This window comes from Parvibacter caecicola (genome assembly GCF_003725335.1).
Lineage (GTDB): Bacteria > Actinomycetota > Coriobacteriia > Coriobacteriales > Eggerthellaceae > Parvibacter > Parvibacter caecicola.
This window is the reverse complement of sequence record NZ_QIBY01000017.1, coordinates 28,357-47,184: the sequence shown is the minus strand read 5'-3', so window position 1 is coordinate 47,184 and position 18,828 is coordinate 28,357. Positions and strand designations below refer to the sequence as shown.

The window sequence follows — 18,828 nt, the reverse complement described above, 5'->3', positions numbered from 1 at the left end:
TTTTCTTGTCCAGAGGGACAAAAAGCCCCCTCGAGAGCCTGCGATCCATCCCCCTCCAACCCCCCTTGCAAACTGGATCCGGCTCCCGAGGGGGCTTTTTGTCCCTCTGGACAAGAAAAACCCTACCTATTGGTACGGCCGTCCAAACACTGGGGCGTCAACCTCTCTATAATTCTTGAGCATACCTGAAACGGATTGCCCGCTGAACGGGGAAGGGCCGGATGCTTTTCCCTTGAGGTATATCTAAAAGCCGAAAGGGGAGAGAAATGAAGAAGAAACTGTCAATGCTGGCAGCCGGCGCCCTGATGGTGGCCGCGCTGGGCATGTTCGGATGCTCGTCGGGCGACCCCGCCACTCAGCCGACGGACAACAACAGCTCCGCCAACAGCACCGCTCCCGACAACAGCGCCGCCGCCAACAACGATGACGCCGCTGTTGGCGGCGAGATTGTGCTGGTGAACGACGGCAAGTTGACCGTTGCCGCATCGCTGGACTTTCCGCCGTTCGAGAACCTTAACACCGATGGCGAGGCGGAAGGCTTCGAGGTGGACCTGATGAAGGCTATCTGCGACGAGATGGGGCTTGAATGCAACTACCTGCCCTCCACCAAGTTCGACACCATCGTGCCGCTGATTAGCGCTGGCGGCAAGGCCGACGTGGGCGTGTCTGGCTTCACCGTTACCCCTGAGCGCGCCAAGGAGATTGACTTCACCGACGTGATTATGGACATCAACCAGGGCGTTGCCGTGATGAAGGACAGCGGCATCACTTCGGTGGATCAGCTGGAAGGCAAGAAGATCGGCGCGCAGTCGGGCACCACTGGCTATGAATGGGCGCTGGAAAACGTTGAGGGCGCCGAAGTGCTGGCCTTCGATGAGATGACCGGCGTGTTTGCCGCCCTGCAGTCTGGCCAGGTGGACGCCGTGGCCGCCGACCTGCCTGTGGTGCAGTACTACGTGCTGAACGCCTATCAGGATGCCGAGGTTATCGCCGAGGTTCCCACTGGCGAGCAGTACGCTATCGTGGTGAGCAAGGACAACCCGGCCCTCACCAAGGCCCTCAACGAGGCCATCGCCAAGCTGAAGGCTGACGGCACCTACGACCAGCTGACCCAGAAGTGGTTCGGTGCTTAAGATTCACTCGACAGAGCCCTTGCGCATGGAAAGCCGGAGCACCGCCTTCGGCTTTCTTGCCGTCCTAACGGCTCTGGCGTGCGCGCTGGTTTTGGCGGCGGTCGCGGCCTCGCCCGCCTTCGCTATGGAAACCGAGCGCTGGACGGCGAAATCAAATCAGGACAGCGGCAACCAGATAATGGGGGGCACTCCCACCCGCGTTACCTGGCAAGGGCAATCCGCTGAAGACGAGTCGGTGGCCACGGTAAGCCTGGCGCTGCCGGAGGGCACCGTGGTGGACGCCGCCAACGTGGCGGTTACCGTGCTGGACGGGCTGGAGCGGCTGGACTTCGCCTCGGCCGTCACCACCGATGGCGCCCAGGTGAACGTGGCCTTCGACGAGGCCGCCCCCGCCGGCGCCATGATCATGATCGAATGCAACGAATGCGTGCTGCCCCCCTCGGGCGGCCAGTTCCCCGTGGCCGGCACCTACACGGTGGAAGGGGGTGCGGCCCAGGACATCCCCGATGGCGGCAAGACCATCGACGTGGTGGGCACCTCTGCCGCCGAGCAGATGTCGAAGTGGCTGGCGGCCCAGCCGGCGGTGCAGGCATGGAACAGCGTGAAGTTCCTGCACCTGTTCCTGGACCCCACCATCGCCATCACCTCGGTGCCGGCGGTGTTCCAGGGCTGGATTCTGGCCATCCTCATGGTGATCATCAGCTTCCCGCTGGCCATTCCGCTGGGGCTCATGTGGTCGTTCATGCGCATGGCCAAAAACCGCGTGCTGTGCGCCATCGCGTCCTGCTACATCAACATCATCCGCGGCACGCCGCTGTTCCTGCAAATCTACATCGCCTACTTCGGCTTGCCCCAGATGGGGGTCAACATCTCCGGCTTCTGGATGGGCATCATCGTGCTGTTCCTGAACTCCAGCGCCTATCTGGCGGAGATTTTCCGCGCTGGCATCCAGTCCATCCCCAAGGGGCAGTTCGAGGCGTCCCGTTCGCTGGGTATGAGCGGTGCCCAAACCATGATCCACGTGATCATTCCGCAGACGGTGCGCCGGGTTATCCCCACCATGACCAGCGAGTTCATCCTCATGTACAAGGACACTTCGCTGCTGGCGGCCGTGGGCGTGTACGAAATCATCTCCAACGCCAAGATCATCACCGCCGCCACCGGCAACATGACCCCCTACATCGTGGGCGCCCTGTTCTACCTGGTGGTCACCATCCCCGCCACCCGCGCCATCAACCACATGGAGAAGAAGCTGGCCGATGGCGGCCGCAAGCGCAAGAAGGCCCGTGCCCAGGCGGAAGCTGCCGGCGTCATCGAGTCGGCGCCGGTGGCCATGCGGGCGGTGGCCGCTGATGGCGACGCCGACATGACCCTGAGCATGCGGCTTTCCGAGAGCTTCGCCGTAAGCCCCGAAGGAGCCGCCTACGGTGCCGAGAAGAAGGCGCTGCGCCACAAGGCCCGCCGTGACAGCAAGGACGGAAAGGGGGACCCTCGTGAATAAGGTAAGCGAGAAGGTGGACGAGATTTCCGCCCAGATGGCCGCCACCTCCGTGAAGGTGTCCTCGGCCCGCCCGGCGCCCCAGCTGGACGAGAACGTGATCGTGTCCATCCAAAGCCTGCAGAAAAGTTTCGGCGACACCGAGGTGCTGCGGGATGTGAACATCGACGTGCACCGCGGGGAAGTGGTGGTGGTGCTGGGGCCCTCCGGCTCTGGCAAGTCCACCATGCTCCGTTGCATCAACTTGCTGGAGGTGCCCACCGGCGGCCATATCTACTTCGAGGGCAAGGACATCACCGACAAGAAAACCGACATCAACAAGTTGCGCACCGGTATCGGCATGGTGTTTCAGAGCTTTAACCTGTTCCCGCACCTGTCCGCGAAGGAAAACGTGATGCTGGCACAGCGCAAGGTGCTGAAGCGCTCGAAGGAAGAAGCGGAGGCCATCGCGCTGGAGGAGCTGCGGAAGGTGGGGCTGGGCGACCGCGCCGATTACATGCCCTCCGAGCTTTCCGGCGGCCAGCAGCAGCGAGTGGCCATCGCGCGGGCCCTGGCCATGCGCCCCCACGTGATGCTGTTCGACGAGGCCACCAGCGCGCTTGACCCTGAGCTGGTGCGCGACGTGCTGGGGGTTATGAAGGATTTGGCCCGCGAGGGCATGACCATGATCGTGGTCACCCACGAGATGGGCTTTGCCCGCGACGTGGCCGACCGCGTGATTTTCATGGATGGAGGCGTGGTGGTGGAGGAGGGCACCCCCGAAGCGGTGTTCGACCATCCCCAAAACGAACGCACGAAAGACTTCCTCGGCCATATAGCTTAGTTCCGGCGGCCTGACGGCCGTCGGACCACTCGACGCTGCGGCGCACTGTGGCCACCTGCCCTTGCCTTTCACGCCTTACCTTCGCGTACCCAGGTACGCTCAGCCGGCCTTCAAGGCAATTGCAGGCACCACAGTGTGCCTCGCTTGCGTTGTTGGACCTATTGGGTTCCCGTGCGGAACTGCGCGCGGGAACCCTCCGACCCTCCGGCGCTACTTATTTGGATCTGGAAATCGTAGGGCGGAGATTCTATCTCCGCCCCTTTTGCTCCCTCCTTGCTGACAATCGGGCATCGTTTGCCTGGCGGCCCGGTGGCTTGCATGGCGAAGACGGCTATCATTTCCGATTATGGATGAATTTTTGCACATAGTTGAACACGTGATGGAGCATTCGGTTTCCGACACGTTATACCTGATACCGTTTCTGTTCGTCACCTACCTGGTCATGGAATGGCTGGAACACAAGACAGGGGCGAAAACCCAAAAGGCCATCCGCCACGCCGGCGCTGCCGGGCCGGTGGTGGGGGCATTTCTGGGGGTGGTGCCCCAATGCGGCTTTTCCGCTATGGCCGCCACCCTCTATGCCGGTCGCGTGATCACGCTGGGCACCCTGTTCGCGGTGCTGCTGTCAACCTCCGACGAGATGCTGCCCATCTTCCTGGCGGAGAACGTGGCCCCCAACACCATCCTCTCCATCATGGGGGCGAAGGTGATCATCGGCATGGTGATGGGTTTCGTGGTGGACGCGGGGCTGCGCCTGGCCCGCCGCGACAAGGAGAAGCTGCGCATCCACGAGCTGTGCGCCCAGGACAAGTGCGGCTGCGACGACGATTGCGCCACCTGCAAGCAAAACCCCGAACTTGCCTATGGCCACCATGACGACGGTTTGGCACAGGCCGTTGATTCGCCGGGCCAGCTGCACCGCTCCATCGCCGAAGAGCTGGAAACCACCGAAGGCCATGAGCGCCACGACCATGCCCATTGCCACGACTGCGGCCACGACCACGAAGGGGAGGAGCGCGCCGCTTCCGATACTGCGGCCGCCCCTGTCGCCTGTTGCCACGACCACAGCCACGACGACGGCTGGAAAGGCATTGCGAAGAGCGCCCTCAAGCACACCATCACCGTCACCCTGTTCATCTTTGTCATCACCGTGCTTCTGAACGCCGTGTTGGAAACGGTGGGCGAGGACGTGCTGGCCCAGTTCCTGGCCGCGAGCCCGATTTTGGCGGTGCTGGCGGCGGCGCTGGTGGGGCTCATCCCCAATTGCGCCGCCAGTGTGGTGATTGCCCAGCTGTACCTGGAAGGGGTGCTGGGGCCCGGCGCCATGCTGGCCGGCCTGCTGACGGCCGCGGGCGTGGGGCTGCTGGTGCTGGTGCGCTCGAACCGTCCGGCGCTGCAGAATGCAAAGATCATCGCTCTCTTGTACGCCACCGGCGTGTTCTGGGGACTGGTGGCCGAAGGGCTGGGCGTGGTGTTTTAGCGGCCCGTCTGCCGCCTGCTTGCGGCCGATGGCTGCGTTTCCCATGAAACCCCCAGATGAAGTGTGGGCTTTTGCCTGCGGCATGCGTAGAATGGCCGCTACTGCAGTGAAGCCGCCGGCGGCTTGGACGAGGAGAGGGGTGCAAAGTGGGTGCGGTTGATCCTTCGGTATATAAAAGTGTGCTGAAAGTGCGACGGGCCTACGGGTTCGACATCGCCTGCTTCCTCATGCGCTTCTACCAGTACATGATGAACGTGGGCACGGTTACCATGATCACTCTTTCCGGCCATTCGTTTCTACTGGCCGGCGCGGTGTCGTCCGCCATCGCCATATCCACCTTCATCGTGGCGCCGCAGGTGTCGCGGTTGGTGGACCGCTACGGCCAAAGCCGGGTGGTGCCCTTCGCCACCGCCATCACGGTGCTGGGCTTTGCCCTGCTGGTGGGCAACATGGCGCTGGGCGGCCCCGAGTGGCTGTGCTTTCCCGCCGCGGTGCTGATGGGCTTTGTGCCCAGTGCGCCGGCGCTGGCCCGCGCCCGCTGGACCCACCTCATCCGTTCGGGTGAATTGGGGAAAGATGCCCCCGATCTGCGCACCATGTTCTCTTACGAAGGGGTGTTGGACGACATTGGCTTCATGTTCGGCCCCTCCATCTCCATCGCGCTCGCCAGCTCCATCGCGCCGGTGGCGGGCATGCTGGCCGGCGCCATCGCGCTGGTGGTGGGCACGGTGGTGCTCACGTTGTCCCGCTCCACCGAGCCCAAGCCCTCGATGGGCAAAGGCGCCGCGGGGCAGGGGAGCGCCGACGAACCTGCCAAGGTGGCGGACGTTCCCGCCAAGGAGCGCAGCCTGCTGGCCACCACGCCGGTGGTGCGGGTGTTGTTCGTGACCATGATGTTTCTGGGGGCCATGTTCGGCGTGTACGATTCCACCACGGTGGGGCTGGCCGAAGAGCTGGGGGATGCCAATATCGCCAGCGTGGCCCTGATGATTTCCGCCTTCGTTTCCATGGGGGCCGGCTTCGTGTTCGGCATGCTGCGCTTTCGCGCCCCGCAATACCAGCAGATCACGGTGGCGGCCCTGCTTTTGGGGGGCAGCTTCGGCGCCATGTTCTTAATCGAATCGATGCCGGTGCTTTTGGTGGTAACGGTGGTGGGCAGCCTGTTCTACGCGCCGTTTCTCATCGTGGCCAACGCGACGGTGGAGCGCGCCGTGCCCACCGAGCGGCTGACTGAGGGCATCACGTGGGTGAACGCCGGCATCACCTGCGGCATGGCGGTGGGCCCGTCGGCCGCCGGTTTCATGATCGACGGCTTCGGCGCGCCGGCCTCCTTCGATTTGGGGGCGGTTTTCGCCATCGCCATCCCCGTGCTCATTTTGCTGTTCCGTCGCGTGCTGAAAAGCCAGCTTCGCAACGAGAACTACCAAGAGGTGGGCAAGGCCCCCGTGTGCCAGAAATAGCCCGCCTTCTGGTACCATTTTCCCGTTCCGCTAATTCGCGAATGCGGCGCTTGGGCCGCTTGGGTGGGAGGAGTATCCATGGTGGAATTGGACGACGGCAAGGTAATCTACGCGTTCGACGGCACGGCACAGCCGGTGCTCACGGTGCCATCGGGCGCCACGGTGCGCATTCGCACGAAGGACTGCTTCGGCAATCAGGTGCAAACCCCCGAAGACGTGCTGGACGAAATCGACTGGGATCGCATCAACCCCGCTACCGGCCCCATCTTCGTGGAAGGGGCGGTGCCGGGCGGCGCGCTTCGGGCGCACATCGACTCCATCGAGCTGGACGGTCAAACCGCTTCCTGCACCGGCGAAGGGGAAGGGGTGTGCGGCGATCTGTTCACCCGGTGGTCCACCAAGCTCTGCAAAATCGAGGGGGACAAGCTGGTGTGGAGCGACAAGCTGTCCATTCCGTTGGCGCCCATGATCGGCGTTATCGGCGTGGCCCCCGCTGGCGCGCCGGTGAACTGTGGCACCCCCGGAAGCCATGGCGGCAACATGGACAACACCGCCATCACCACCGGCGCAACCCTGTACTTCCCGGTGGCGGTGGAGGGGGCGCTGTTCGGTCTGGGCGACATGCACGCGGTGATGGGGGACGGCGAAGTGTCCGTGTCCGGCGCCGAGGTGGCCGGCTGGGCCACGGTGACGCTGACGGCACTGCCCGAGCTTTCCCTGAAAGACCCGATTATCGAAAACGACACCCACGTGGGCATCATCGCCTCGGCCGAGAGCCTGGATGCGGCGGCGGACCGTGCGGTTCACGAGATGGTGGAGTTGGTGTGCGCCCGCACCGGCATGGGGGCCGACGAGGCAATCATGCTGTTCTCGATGGTGGCCGACGTGCAGGTGTGCCAGATGGTGGACCCGGAGAAAACGGTACGCTTCATGGTGCCCAAGTACGTGCTTGAGGCCCTGGGCTTCCAGCTCTAGCCTTAAGGGTCGACAGGGGGACGCGGTGCTGACACGCCCCCAAGAACCGCTGGTTGAATTCGTAGGGCAGAGATTCTATCTCTGCCTAATCGACGGCCCGTATGCGTTTACATTTCTCCCAGAAAGGAGCTTCCATGCAAATCATCCAAGACCAGGTTTACGCGTTTTCCAAGAACAACAAGCCGGCAGCCACGGCGGTGCCCGGCGAAGTGCTGCAGTTCGTCACTAAGGACTGCTTCTCCAACCGCATCACCGACGAGACGGTGACCATGGCCACGCTGGACTACGGTTACGACGGTGCCAACCCCGCCGCCGGCCCGGTGTACGTGGAAGGGGCGCAGCCGGGGGACGTACTGGTGGTGGACATCTACAACATCGAGGTGGCGGACGAGGGCACCGTGGCCACCGACGACCACTGCGGCCCCCTGTTCGAGGGCACCCCGTACCGCTCCAAGAAGGTGCCCATTGTGGACGGCATGGCCCAGTTCAACGAGGTGAAATTCCCCATCAACCCCATGATCGGCGTCATCGGCACCGCGCCGGACGGCGAGGATGTGATCGACGGTTACGTGGGGGCCCACGGCGGCAACATGGACAACCACCTGATCACCAAGGGCACCCGCCTGTACTTCCCGGTGCGCGTGCCCGGCGCCCTGCTGCAGATGGGCGATGTGCACGCCGCCATGGGCGACGGCGAGCTGTGCGGCACCGGCATCGAGATTCCCGCCCGCATCACCGTGCGCGTGGGGGTGCTCAAGAATTTCGAGCTGCACTGGCCGGTGCTGGAGACCTTCGGCCCCGAGGGGCGCTGGTACGTGAACGCCAGCGGGCAGGAGTACAACGAGGCGGTGATGGCCGCCGCCAAAGAGCTGCAGCGGCTGCTGATGCGCATCACCGGTTGGGACGCCACCGACACCTACATGTACATGTCGCTGCAGTCCGATGTGGAGATCAGCCAGGGCTGCAAACCCTGCGAGGTGCAGCTGTCGTTGCGCATCGGCACGCCGAAGCTTTCGCAGTTCGGCCCTTTGGTGGGGTAAGGCTCCCCACCGCTTCAGCCCACTAAAGTGCAAATATCGCCCTAGCGCGGGAAACTTTTATCCTGGACCCCTTGACTTTAAGTCGAGGGGTCATAATTTGCGCATCCGATTTTCGGAAACAGGAACGGCTCCTGTCTGAGCGCGTTGCCGCTTCCGCCGTTTCTCCTTCCGGGAATCGAACGGGAAAAGGCGGCAAGAGGGCCGCCCGGATAGAAGGAGGGATAGCATGGCCGACAAGGCGCCTATCCAAGAGCCGACCATCGGCCTCGGCGAGGACATCGAGGCATTCGGCTACAAGCAGGAGCTCAAACGCGGGCTCCAGCTGCGCGACGTCATTCTGTATGGCGTGCTGTTCATGGTGATCATCGCGCCGCAGTCCATCTACGGCGAGATTCAGCAGAACAGCCACGGCATGACGCCGCTCGTTTACATCGTGGGCTTCATCGCCATCAGCTTCACGGCGCTGTCCTACATGTGGATGTCCAAGAAGTTCCCCATCGCCGGCTCGGTGTACTCCTACGTGCAGCGCGGCATCAACCCGCACGTGGGCTTCATCGCCGGCTGGCTGATTCTGCTCGACTACGTGTTCGTGCCCGCCCTGCTGCTGGTGATGGTGGCAAACTGGGGCGTGGCCCTGGTGCCCGGCAGCCCCTGGTATCTGTGGGTTGTGGTGTTCGTGGTGTTCAACACCTTCGTCAACGTGCGCGGCATTTCCATGTCGAAGGGCATCGACTGGATCATCTTCGTGGTGGAGATTCTGGCGGTTATCGCCTTCATCGCCATCGGCACCAGCTTCGTGCTGGGGGGCGGCGGTTACGGCGAGCTTTCCACCGAGCCCCTGTGGAAGGCCGGCGAAGTGGACGCCCACTTCATCGCCATGGCCGTGTCCATTGCCTGCCTGTCGTTCTTGGGCTTCGACGGCATGTCCACCCTGGCCGAGGAAACCTATCAGCCGGAAAAGAACATCGGCAAGGGCATCATCATCGCCCTGTGCATCATGGTGGTGGTGTTCGTGGCCCAAACCTACGTGGCCGCCCTCATCCAGCCCGACTGGGAGAACATCTCCATCGAAACCGGCTTCTTCGATGCCGCTGAGGCTGCCGGCGGCGTGGTGCTGCGCAACATCCTGCTGGTGGTGAACATCGTGGCGGTGGGCATCGCCAACATCATGAACGCCCAAACCGCTTCTGCCCGCCTGCTGTACTCCATGGGCCGCGACGGCGTGATTCCGCGCTTCTTCGGCAAAGTGCACCCCAAGTACCAAACCCCCTGGGTGGCGGCACTGGTGCTGGGCGGTCTGTCGCTGATTGTCACCGCCTTCTTCGGCGACATGGTGATGCTGTCCCGCTTCGTGAACTTCGGCGCCCTGTCGTCGTTCGTGCTGCTGAACTTCGCCGTGTTCCTGTACTTCTTCGTGAAGGAGAAGCAGCGCAACTCCTTCGCCGACTACATGAAGTACCTCATCTGCCCCTTCATCGGCATCTTCATTCTGGGCTACGTGTTCACTGGCTTCGATGTGCCCACGTACGTGGTGGGCATCGTGTGGCTGGTCATCGGCTTGGTGATCGGCGCCGTGAAGTCGAAGGGTTACAAGGAAGTGCCCGAAGCCTTCAAGAATTTGGAAGTTTAGCGACTGGATAAAGTTGTTAGCGTGCGCCCCTCCCTTGCGAGGGGCGCGCTGTTTTCGCCCGAGAAAGGAACCGCTATGGCGGAGATTCGCGAAGAGTACGTGGACTACAAGGGATTCAAAACCTACTGCAAAATTGTGGGGGAGAACCAGCCGGGCAAGAAGACGCTGCTGATTCTGCACGGCGGCCCCGGTTGCACCCACAACTACCTGTTGCCCTACGCCGAGATGGCCGACCGCTATGGCCGCCAGATTGTGTTCTACGACCAAATTGGCTGCGGCAAGTCGAACATCCCGCACCAGGAGGACGACTTCTACAACTACGACTTGTGGGTGGAGGAGTTCTACGCGGTGCGCGAGGCGCTGGGGCTGGATGACATCCACCTGTTCGGCAACTCCTGGGGCGGCATGCTGGGCATGCTGTGCATGATGAAGGACGATTCCGGCGTGAACTCGTTTGTGATCAACTCCTCGCCGGTGCGCATCGCCACGTGGCTGGAGGAGGCCAATCGTCTGATCAAGTACATGCCGCAGGAGATGCAGGACGCCATTGCCGAGGCCGAGCGCACCGGCAACTACGACACGCCTGTCGCCAAGGCCGCCTACGACGAGTATTACAAGCGTCATGTGACCGGCCTGTACGAGAAGGACTACCCCCAGTACCTCATCGACGAGGTGGAGGGCACCGGTGAGTGCTATATGGTGATGCAGGGGGCCAGCGAGTTCGTGGTCACCGGCAAGATGCGCGACTGGGACGTGCGCGAAGGGGTGAAGAACATCAAGGTGCCCTGCATGGCGTTGTCCGGCACCGACGACGAGGGCACGCCGCTGGTAATCAAGGAAGGGGTGGACCTCATTCCCGGCTGCGAGTGGACCCTCATCGCTGGCGCGCCGCATATGTCCTGCGTCACCCATCCGGACGAGTCGATGGAGGCGGTCGAGAACTTCATCAGCCGCTTCGAATAGCGGTGCGGGCGCGGCCTCTTGCCGGCGCCCTCATGGGCCGTAGCGCATTGCGGCAGCTGAACCTTCGGGCCCGGGGCATATGCTTCGGGCCTTTTTGTGCGCCTGGCTGCAGGCGCAGGCGCGGGCGCTTGATGCCGTTTTTGCATCGGAAGCGGAAATGGCCGTATGGAGCGGGGAAGTAACGCTACAATATTCAGGTTTGACGAACGGCTAAGCCTGCCCCTGCCGCGTGCGGGGGCGCTGGGAAGAACAGAAGGAATCGACCATGGGCGATTACATCAACGAGTTTTGCATGCACACTGCCACCTGCGGGCAGCTGGGGCTGGAAGATGTGGGTGGCGAAGTGGTGCTGTGCGGTTGGGCCTGGCACAATCGCGATCACGGCGGCCTCATCTTCGTGGACCTGCGCGACCGCGATGGCTACACCCAGATTGTGGTGGACCCCGACTGCGTTAGCGCCGAGGACTTCGCGGCGGCCGAGCATCTGGGCCGCGAATATGTGCTGCGGGTTACCGGCAAGGTGCGCGCCCGCGCCGAAGAGGCGGTGAATCCCAACATGGCCACCGGCGCCATTGAGGTGCTGGCCAGCAAGCTGGAGGTGCTGAACACTTCCGTCACCCCACCGTTCTCCATCGAAGACGGCATCGAAACCGATGAAATCACCCGCATGAAATGGCGTTACCTGGATATTCGCCGGCCTGAGATGCTGGCCAATCTGAAGCTGCGCCACCGTGCCGCCCATGCGCTGCGCAACGCCCTGGACAAGCGCGGCTTCTTCGAGGTGGAAACCCCCATTTTGGCCAACTCCACCCCCGAGGGCGCCCGCGACTACATCGTGCCCAGCCGTCCCAACCCCGGCAAGTTCTACGCGCTGCCCCAAAGCCCCCAGCAGTTCAAGCAGATGCTGATGTGCGCCGGCATCGAGCGCTACTACCAGATTGCCCGTTGCTTCCGCGACGAGGACCTGCGCGCCGACCGCCAGCCGGAGTTCACCCAGCTCGACATCGAAATGAGCTTCGTTGAGGGCGACGACGTTATCGACATGATGGAAGACGTGATGGCCGAGGTGCTGCCCCAGGTGGGGGTGGCCCAAGAGTTCCCGCTGCAGCGCATGCAGTGGGCGGAGGCCATGGACAAGTACGGCTGCGACCGCCCCGATGTGCGCTTCGGCATGCTGCTGCACAACATCACCGACCTGGTGAAGAACACTGGCTTCAAGGTGTTCGCCAGCGTGGCGCAGCAGGGCGGCGTGGTGAAGGCCATCAACGCCAAGGGCGCTGGCGACTGGAGCCGCGGCGAGGTGGAGAAGCTGGCCTCCATCGCCGAGGAGAACGGCGCCAAGGGCATGGCCTGGGTGGCGTTCACCACTGATGGCCAGGAGAAGAGCCCCATCAAGAAGTTCTTCACCGACGAAGAATGGGCCGCTCTGAAGGCGGAGATGGAAGTGGAGCCGGGCGACCTTTTGCTGTTCGCGGCCGATAAGCCGGAAGTGGCCAACGCCGTGCTTTCCGCCCTGCGTCTGCACATGGCCGAGGCGCTGGACGTGCCTCGCGAGGGCCACGCGCTTCTGTGGGTGGTCAACTTCCCCATGTTCAAGTACGATGAGGGAGAGAAGAAATACTCCGCCGAGCATCATCCCTTTACCCAGGTGCTGCGGGAGGATTTGGACAAGATCGAGGACGTGCCGCTGGAGTGCGGCAGCTACTCCTACGACCTGGTGATGGACGGTTACGAGCTGGGCGGCGGCACCATCCGTATCCACAACGCCGACGAGCAGCGCCGTGTGCTGCGCCGTTTGGGCCTTACCGATGCCGAGATCGATGAGAAGTTCGGCCACCTCATCCACGCGCTGGAGCTGGGCGCCCCGCCCCACGGCGGCATCGCGCTGGGGCTAGACCGCTTCATCATGCTGCTGGCGGAGAAGCCCTCCATCCGCGACGTGATCGCCTTCCCGAAGACGTCGAGTGCCAGCGACCCCATGACCGGCGCGCCTTCCGAGGTGACCGCCCGTCAGCTGAAAGAGGTTGACCTCCGCCTTTTGTAGACCGGCTTGGGCATTTGGACCCGCAGTGCGGGTATTCTGTCTTTGTCTGTCTTACGGGTGATGTGCGGGCACTTCAAGATGCACTCGATGGTGGCTCCTGGTGAGGCGCGGCGGTGCTAACTCATAATTCAGGAGAAGATTGTAGGGCTACCTTCTGCGGTCTTTCTTTTGCGCTCTGGCTTCAGTGGTCTTACGGTATCCAATTTGAATCTCTGCGAGGATGTCTTTATAATGCCGGGCAATCAGCGGAGGGGGACATAATGGAAAAGCTCGAGTCTTATCTTGAGAAAGATGGTCGCATCACCACGGGGCAAATGGCGGACATTTGCGGGCTGACGAAGAGGGCCTTGCGCCTCTATCACGAGAAAGGGCTATTGAGCCCGGTATTTCACGATGAGGACACCGGCTATCGCTATTACTCGCTCTGCCAGATTCCCCGTGCCGACAGAATCGCGAGGCTTCAAAACCTGGGATTCACGTTAAGTGAGATAGGGGAGTTGCTCCTGGGCATGTCTCTCAACAGCGAACGCGAGCTGTACGCCCGCAAAGTATCGGAAGTGCGTGCGGAAAAGGCTCGGCTCTCAGTTGCCGAGCAGCTTCTTCGGGAGCATCTCGAGATGGAGGGGTCCTCTGAAGACCTCGTGGTGTCGGGAGTGTCGTTGAAATGGAAACCGGAAAGAACATTCGTTGTGGTAAATCTGGAGGGATGTGAGGTGCAGCTCGCATCCGAACACACCGAGGAAGGGGCACTTGCCTGGTATTACGCGATGGCCCTTATGCGCGAGCATATTCAGCAACTGGGCTTGCCGGCTGTTGTGTGCAACCACATATCTACTATGATTTCGCCGGAAAACCTTGCGCAGCGCAATTTCTCCGTTGACCGCGCTTGCGTTGCGGTGCCGCAGCAATACCTCCCCTTAGAGGAAGACACCTTGGTCATCCCTGAGGGGTTTGTGGTTTATGCCACTGCACTGACTTTCTTCGATAATTCTGGGAAATCGAGCGAAGTGGCTGGCATTGAGGAGCTTCTCGACTACATTTCTGCCCATAAGTTCGCCATCAGGGGGTCGTACATGGGCATTGGCGATGTGGACGAAGAAATTACCGGCAGCCTCGGCGGCACTTTTGACCGTCTTCGCTTCGAGATACCGGTGGCGCTGCCCAATTAGCGGAAGCTGCGGACGCGTCATGAATCTGTAACCCTAGGTTACAGATTGGCGCCGTGCTGGAGCAATGTTTTGCGGCCTGTGCGGCCACGGCGAAAATGGGATGAAAGCTCCCTTTGGCTATTATCTATCCGCAAAATAACTTTTATCAGCGGACACGTTGGCCTTCTTGCTGAACTTCCAACTTGAAACCGGAAAAACGTCCGTGTGCTGTTTTCGAAACTATTTCAAAAAAAATACCCTTGCCTCCTCCGTTGCGTTACCGCCCATCATAAAGGCAGGGCTCTCCGCGAGGAGAGATGAGTTACGCAGAGGAAGGGAGCGTTATATGGTGAAAAGCGCAGAAGGCAGCTTGCCGCGCTATCCCCGCAAAACGATGCTGCTTTGGGGAGGCGCCGCGGCGTTGTCTGTGGCCCTTTGCCTGGGGGCGGCAGGGTGCGCATCGCCGCAACAGGAGGCATCGCAAGATCAGGGGAGCAATGAGCCTCAAGGCATCGTGCAGACAGTGGAAGGGGACGAATGGGCGGCTTACCTGCCCAAGGTTACCACCAAGCCTGATGGCACGCGTGTGCAGAAAACCCCTTATGCCGGCATGAACAACGGCTATTTCTTCCCCAAAGACTGGAATCTTTACAACACTTACTACCTGAACGCCGACCAGAGGGGCTGCTCTTCGTGCCATGAATTGGACGAGACCCTGATGGCTACCATGGATCACTGGGTGTATTGGGGCAACTACGACAACGAGCCTATTCGCTATAACGACTGCATGGGCTGCCATGACGCCTACGGCGTGAGCCTGCAGAACTTCCAAGATGCCATGCATGACCACATGAACAGCAACACTTTCGTGGACATGGGCGGCAATTGCGAATCATGCCACTACATTACCAATGAAAACCAGTTCGAAATGTGGGACTACGTTAAATACGATGTGCTGCGCGGTATAACCGATGTGGCTGCGGACGATGTTGACGTCGATATCACCTGGAACCAAGACGAGATAACCCCGGTAGAGAAGATGTTCGTCCAGAAAAAGGCCAAGAACAATTGGGGTACCACTGCCTGGTTCGAGGAAGACGACAACATTTTTAACACCTACACGGTCACCTTCAAGGGCGAGATGGACAATCCGCGGGAGATGACCATTCAGCAGATGATCGACGAGTTCGGTACTGAAACGCGCACTATTGCAAACCATTGCACCATCAACGCCACTGGTGGTGCCTACATTTACCAGGCAGAAGTGACCGGTGTTCCCTTCAAGAAGATTTTCGAGACACTGGGGGTTCACGAAGGCGCCAACATGCTGGACGCCATTGGCGTGGATGGCTACGACATTCCCATGTATACCCAGGTAGCGCTGGACAGCGACCCTTTGCTGGTGTTCGAGATGAATGGAGAGCGGCTGGATCTGCAGCAGGGCTATCCGCTCTCTATTTGGTTCGGCGACGGCGTATCCGGCGGCCAGTTTACCCGTTATCTGACGGAAGTGAACATTGCCCATTCCGATGATCCGGGCGGGGCCTACAACAACTACAACCAAGGTGTTTTCGGCGACTATGTGGATCCGAAGACCAAGCAGCCCATTAACACTCCCAACGTGGGCGTACTTACCGCCGAGACAGGCCAGATTTTCACCGCAGGCCAGCCTATCCATTTCGAAGGCTATGCCCATGCCTTTGAGGAAGATGTGGTGAAGCTGGAGTTCTCCTTCGATCACGGTGCCACCTGGAAAGAAGTGCCGGTTTCCGGTACTGACAAGTCCAAGTGGGTGTATTGGAAGATGGACATAAAAAGCTTTACCGATCCGGGGGCGTATCTGGTGAAGATTCGCGTGACTTCGCAGGATGCCGAGGGCAATTTGCATGTGAACGACCGTTTGGTGGACTTCATGATGAACGTGGAGTAGCCCTCCGCACGCAGAAATTGAACGCAATCGAACATCGAAGGGATGCGAAATGAATTCAACTACTCAAAAAATCGCCTCGGGGGCCAGTGCTGCGCTTCTGCTGGCGGGAATGGGAGCCGCTGCTGCTCAAGGAGCCGTTTCTGCGCCAGCCTTTGCCGATGAGGCCACGGTGCCCACCGCCGATCAGCAGCAAGCGGCAGCTGCTCCTTGCCGGGTGTGTCAGAAAGCAGTCCAGGGTCTTTTCACGTTCAACCAAAGCTCTCTTACCCCTACCGCTCAGCTGCGGGACAATTTTGCTCGAGCTTCCAAGTACTTGTGCGGGGGCGAAGGAGCACCCATGGCCTCTATCGAGAACCCCGGGCTTTGGGAAGTGGCCGTGTCGGGAAACGTGGATAACGCTTTTTCGGCCACTATGGACGAGCTGGCAGAAGAGGGTTCGGCTCAGCTGGTAATGGGCTGCACTTGTGCCGGAAACCCCGTCGACGGCGCCGCCAGCGGCAATGCCGATGTGCTAGGCGTCCGCATTGCCTACATCGCGGCGCTGGCGCAGCCGAGCGATAGCGTGAACACCATTGTCTTTACTTCTGACGATGGCTCTTCTGTGGCACTGCCGTTCAACTATGTGCTGCAGCGTTTCAGCCTGTTGGCCTATAGCGTCAACGGTGAGCCGGTGGGCAACAGCATGGGGGGCTCCAACCAGCTGTGGATGGGCTCGACGGCGGCCAATTACTACCTGAAGAATGTAGTGGAGATCAGTTTTGAAGAGCGGCAAACACCACCGCCGACGCCGGGAACCGCCGAAGCGGGCGATGCGTACGAAAACGTCCCCAACATCAGCATCGGAGAGGGAGGCGCCCTATGAGGCGCATCGCGCTTGATGACGCAGTGGGCTGTGAGATAAGGAGGCTGCCATGAACCAAAGGGCAACGGGCGAAAACGCTGTGTCTCGCAGAACGGCGTTGATGGGCCTTTCTGCCGGTGCGGCAGCGGCGCTGTGGTGCGCTGCTGCGGTTCCGCGGGCGATGGCCGCTGGCGAAGATGCGGGAGTCGAGTCGGCTTCTGAGGCAGTGGAGAAGACCCAATACGGATTTCTGGTGGATACGCGCAACTGCGTGAACTGCCAAAAGTGCGTTGCCGCTTGCAGAAAGGCGAACAACACGCCCGACGGCACCCCGGCTCGCCGGGAAGTGCGTCTGTTCGAGAGCCATTTCGGCGCCAAGGCCTATCTTTCTTACGGATGCATGCACTGCGAGAAGCCGGCCTGCGCGGAAGTTTGTCCTGCCGGAGCTATCTCGAAGCGCGCTGATGGCATAGTGGTGGTAGATTCCGAGCGCTGTATTGGCTGCAAATACTGCTATCAAGCTTGCCCGTTCTCGGTTCCCCACTATACGAAGGGCGGCATGGACAAGTGCGATTGCTGCCTTGGCGCTGGCGTGGCTCCCGGCGATGAGCCGAACTGTGCGGCAGCCTGCATGTTCGGCGCTCTTCACTATGGACGTCTCGACGATTTGCAGAGCAGCTGCGGAAATACGGCGCGAAAGGTGGAGTCGTCCACCGGGCCGTCGTATCTGCTGCTCTAGCCAGCATAGTTAGGAATCTGATATGACTGATTTGCAAATGGTGTGGGGCTGGCAGCCGTCCTTGTACCTGTTTTTGGGAGGCATGGGAGCAGGAGCGTTTGTGACGGCGGCTCTGCTGTACTTCCGCAATCCGGAGCGATCCCGCTCTGTGGCCTGCGCGTCTTCCTGGGGTGCCATTGTCTGCCTTGCGGTAGGATTGCTGTGTCTGCTCACCGAGCTGACTAATCCGCTGAGGGGGCTTATGCTCTGGCAGAGCTTCAGCCATTTCACCTCGTGGATGACTATTGGAGCTTGGCTTCTAGTGGCAGCTATGGCAGTGTTTTTCCTGTTCGCCCTTCTTTCGTTGGGGGTGATGCAGACGGCGGCGGCTCGCAAGGGCGCGAAGGCTGCGGCCCTGCACGCGGCGATTTTGAAGCTGTTGGCCGTCGCGGGGACCGTGGTAGGTCTTGGGGTTGCGGCTTACACGGGCGTTCTACTCATGACGGCGCCGGGCGTGCCTCTGTGGAATTCGGCACTGTTGCCGGTGTTGTTTGCCGTTTCCGGCTTGGATACAGGGGTCGCTTTGGTGGAGCTTATAGCGGTGGCCAAATCTGGGGGGAATAGCCTCGAGGGCAGGGAAATGCGCTTTCTGGAAAAACTGACAGTGGCGCTGGTGATTGCCGAACTGGCCGTGCTTGCCCTTTTCTTTGGCTTCTTGCTAGGCCAGGGCGACGGTGCCAATGTGTCGGCTGCTGCAGCTAGCCAGATGCTGCTGGGCGGCGTACTCGCGCCGGCTTTCTGGGGGCTTGTGGTGGTGGCTGGCTTGGCGCTGCCGATGACCATGGCGCTTTGGGCCTTGGTGGCCCATAGGCGCGCAAATCCGAATGGTTTCGGTAGGGCTGAGGCGCTAGAAAGCGGTGGCAAGCTGAAAGATGGCCAGCGCCGATCCAGCTCCTTCATCGCGATATTGGGGCCCATTGGCGCTTTGGCTGGTGGTTGTGCGCTGCGCTTCTTGGTGGTAATGGCCGGAATCCACGGAGATCCTTTGGCGGATGCCATGGCATCTCTGTTTCAGGACGCGATTGCTCGCCTGTAGAGGTGCGGGCGGGAGGCCGCGGGCGTTACGCTCGCGGCCTTTTTGCGTA

Annotated in this window: 15 protein-coding genes; all 15 read left to right on the top strand. The window is 61.2% G+C overall.

The window, feature by feature from the left end; genetic code table 11:
* The first annotated feature begins 266 nt into the window (after positions 1–266).
* The 15 genes from DMP11_RS08585 (at position 267) to nrfD (ending at position 18,779) form a co-directional block, all read left to right on the top strand.
* Positions 267–1,133 carry an ABC transporter substrate-binding protein gene (locus tag DMP11_RS08585; RefSeq protein ID WP_123186079.1) on the top strand — a complete coding sequence of 289 codons (867 nt, stop codon included), beginning with the start codon at positions 267–269 and terminating at the stop codon, positions 1,131–1,133.
* Between the two features lie 25 nt (positions 1,134–1,158).
* Positions 1,159–2,634 (top strand): amino acid ABC transporter permease, encoded by a 1,476-nt coding sequence (locus tag DMP11_RS08580; protein ID WP_123186078.1) that lies wholly within the window; start codon positions 1,159–1,161, stop codon positions 2,632–2,634.
* A gap of 34 nt (positions 2,635–2,668) precedes the next feature.
* Entirely contained in the window at positions 2,669–3,454 is a 786-nt protein-coding gene (locus DMP11_RS08575; RefSeq protein WP_123186083.1) for an amino acid ABC transporter ATP-binding protein, read from the top strand.
* Between the two features lie 358 nt (positions 3,455–3,812).
* Positions 3,813–4,934, top strand: a complete 1,122-nt coding sequence (locus DMP11_RS08570) for a putative manganese transporter (protein ID WP_211236163.1) — start codon at positions 3,813–3,815, stop codon at positions 4,932–4,934.
* A gap of 146 nt (positions 4,935–5,080) precedes the next feature.
* Complete coding sequence (locus tag DMP11_RS08565) at positions 5,081–6,394, top strand: MFS transporter (RefSeq protein ID WP_123186076.1); 1,314 nt, start codon at positions 5,081–5,083, stop codon at positions 6,392–6,394.
* Positions 6,395–6,472: 78 nt separating this feature from the next.
* Positions 6,473–7,369: an acetamidase/formamidase family protein gene (locus DMP11_RS08560; protein WP_123186075.1), complete on the top strand. Its 897-nt coding sequence runs from the start codon at positions 6,473–6,475 to the stop codon at positions 7,367–7,369.
* 134 nt (positions 7,370–7,503) lie between these two features.
* Entirely contained in the window at positions 7,504–8,409 is a 906-nt protein-coding gene (locus DMP11_RS08555; RefSeq protein ID WP_123186074.1) for an acetamidase/formamidase family protein, read from the top strand.
* 226 nt (positions 8,410–8,635) lie between these two features.
* Entirely contained in the window at positions 8,636–10,039 is a 1,404-nt protein-coding gene (locus DMP11_RS08550; protein WP_123186073.1) for an APC family permease, read from the top strand.
* Positions 10,040–10,114: 75 nt separating this feature from the next.
* Entirely contained in the window at positions 10,115–11,002 is an 888-nt protein-coding gene (locus DMP11_RS08545; protein ID WP_123186072.1) for a proline iminopeptidase-family hydrolase, read from the top strand.
* 265 nt (positions 11,003–11,267) lie between these two features.
* On the top strand, positions 11,268–13,046 hold the full coding sequence (gene aspS / locus DMP11_RS08540) for an aspartate--tRNA ligase (protein WP_123186071.1): 1,779 nt from the start codon (positions 11,268–11,270) through the stop codon (positions 13,044–13,046).
* Positions 13,047–13,306: 260 nt separating this feature from the next.
* Positions 13,307–14,215 (top strand): MerR family transcriptional regulator, encoded by a 909-nt coding sequence (locus DMP11_RS08535; protein WP_123186070.1) that lies wholly within the window; start codon positions 13,307–13,309, stop codon positions 14,213–14,215.
* Positions 14,216–14,540: 325 nt separating this feature from the next.
* Entirely contained in the window at positions 14,541–16,124 is a 1,584-nt protein-coding gene (locus DMP11_RS08530; RefSeq protein ID WP_123186069.1) for a molybdopterin-dependent oxidoreductase, read from the top strand.
* Positions 16,125–16,173: 49 nt separating this feature from the next.
* Entirely contained in the window at positions 16,174–16,986 is an 813-nt protein-coding gene (locus tag DMP11_RS08525) for a molybdopterin-dependent oxidoreductase (RefSeq protein ID WP_123186068.1), read from the top strand.
* Between the two features lie 49 nt (positions 16,987–17,035).
* Entirely contained in the window at positions 17,036–17,704 is a 669-nt protein-coding gene (locus DMP11_RS08520) for a 4Fe-4S dicluster domain-containing protein (RefSeq protein WP_214647107.1), read from the top strand.
* Positions 17,705–17,726: 22 nt separating this feature from the next.
* On the top strand, positions 17,727–18,779 hold the full coding sequence (gene nrfD, locus DMP11_RS08515; RefSeq protein WP_123186067.1) for an NrfD/PsrC family molybdoenzyme membrane anchor subunit: 1,053 nt from the start codon (positions 17,727–17,729) through the stop codon (positions 18,777–18,779).
* Positions 18,780–18,828 lie beyond the last annotated feature (49 nt).

Bases quoted from the DNA above. Each gene is read 5' to 3' on its own strand.
- nrfD (WP_123186067.1), top strand. From the start codon at position 17,727: ATGACTGATTTGCAAATGGTGTGGGGCTGGCAGCCGTCCTTGTACCTG.
- DMP11_RS08530 (WP_123186069.1), top strand. From the start codon at position 14,541: ATGGTGAAAAGCGCAGAAGGCAGCTTGCCGCGCTATCCCCGCAAAACG.
- DMP11_RS08585 (WP_123186079.1), top strand. From the start codon at position 267: ATGAAGAAGAAACTGTCAATGCTGGCAGCCGGCGCCCTGATGGTGGCC.
- DMP11_RS08535 (WP_123186070.1), top strand. From the start codon at position 13,307: ATGGAAAAGCTCGAGTCTTATCTTGAGAAAGATGGTCGCATCACCACG.
- DMP11_RS08525 (WP_123186068.1), top strand. From the start codon at position 16,174: ATGAATTCAACTACTCAAAAAATCGCCTCGGGGGCCAGTGCTGCGCTT.
- DMP11_RS08575 (WP_123186083.1), top strand. From the start codon at position 2,669: ATGGCCGCCACCTCCGTGAAGGTGTCCTCGGCCCGCCCGGCGCCCCAG.
- DMP11_RS08545 (WP_123186072.1), top strand. From the start codon at position 10,115: ATGGCGGAGATTCGCGAAGAGTACGTGGACTACAAGGGATTCAAAACC.
- aspS (WP_123186071.1), top strand. From the start codon at position 11,268: ATGGGCGATTACATCAACGAGTTTTGCATGCACACTGCCACCTGCGGG.
- DMP11_RS08550 (WP_123186073.1), top strand. From the start codon at position 8,636: ATGGCCGACAAGGCGCCTATCCAAGAGCCGACCATCGGCCTCGGCGAG.
- DMP11_RS08560 (WP_123186075.1), top strand. From the start codon at position 6,473: ATGGTGGAATTGGACGACGGCAAGGTAATCTACGCGTTCGACGGCACG.
- DMP11_RS08555 (WP_123186074.1), top strand. From the start codon at position 7,504: ATGCAAATCATCCAAGACCAGGTTTACGCGTTTTCCAAGAACAACAAG.
- DMP11_RS08520 (WP_214647107.1), top strand. From the start codon at position 17,036: ATGAACCAAAGGGCAACGGGCGAAAACGCTGTGTCTCGCAGAACGGCG.
- DMP11_RS08580 (WP_123186078.1), top strand. From the start codon at position 1,159: ATGGAAAGCCGGAGCACCGCCTTCGGCTTTCTTGCCGTCCTAACGGCT.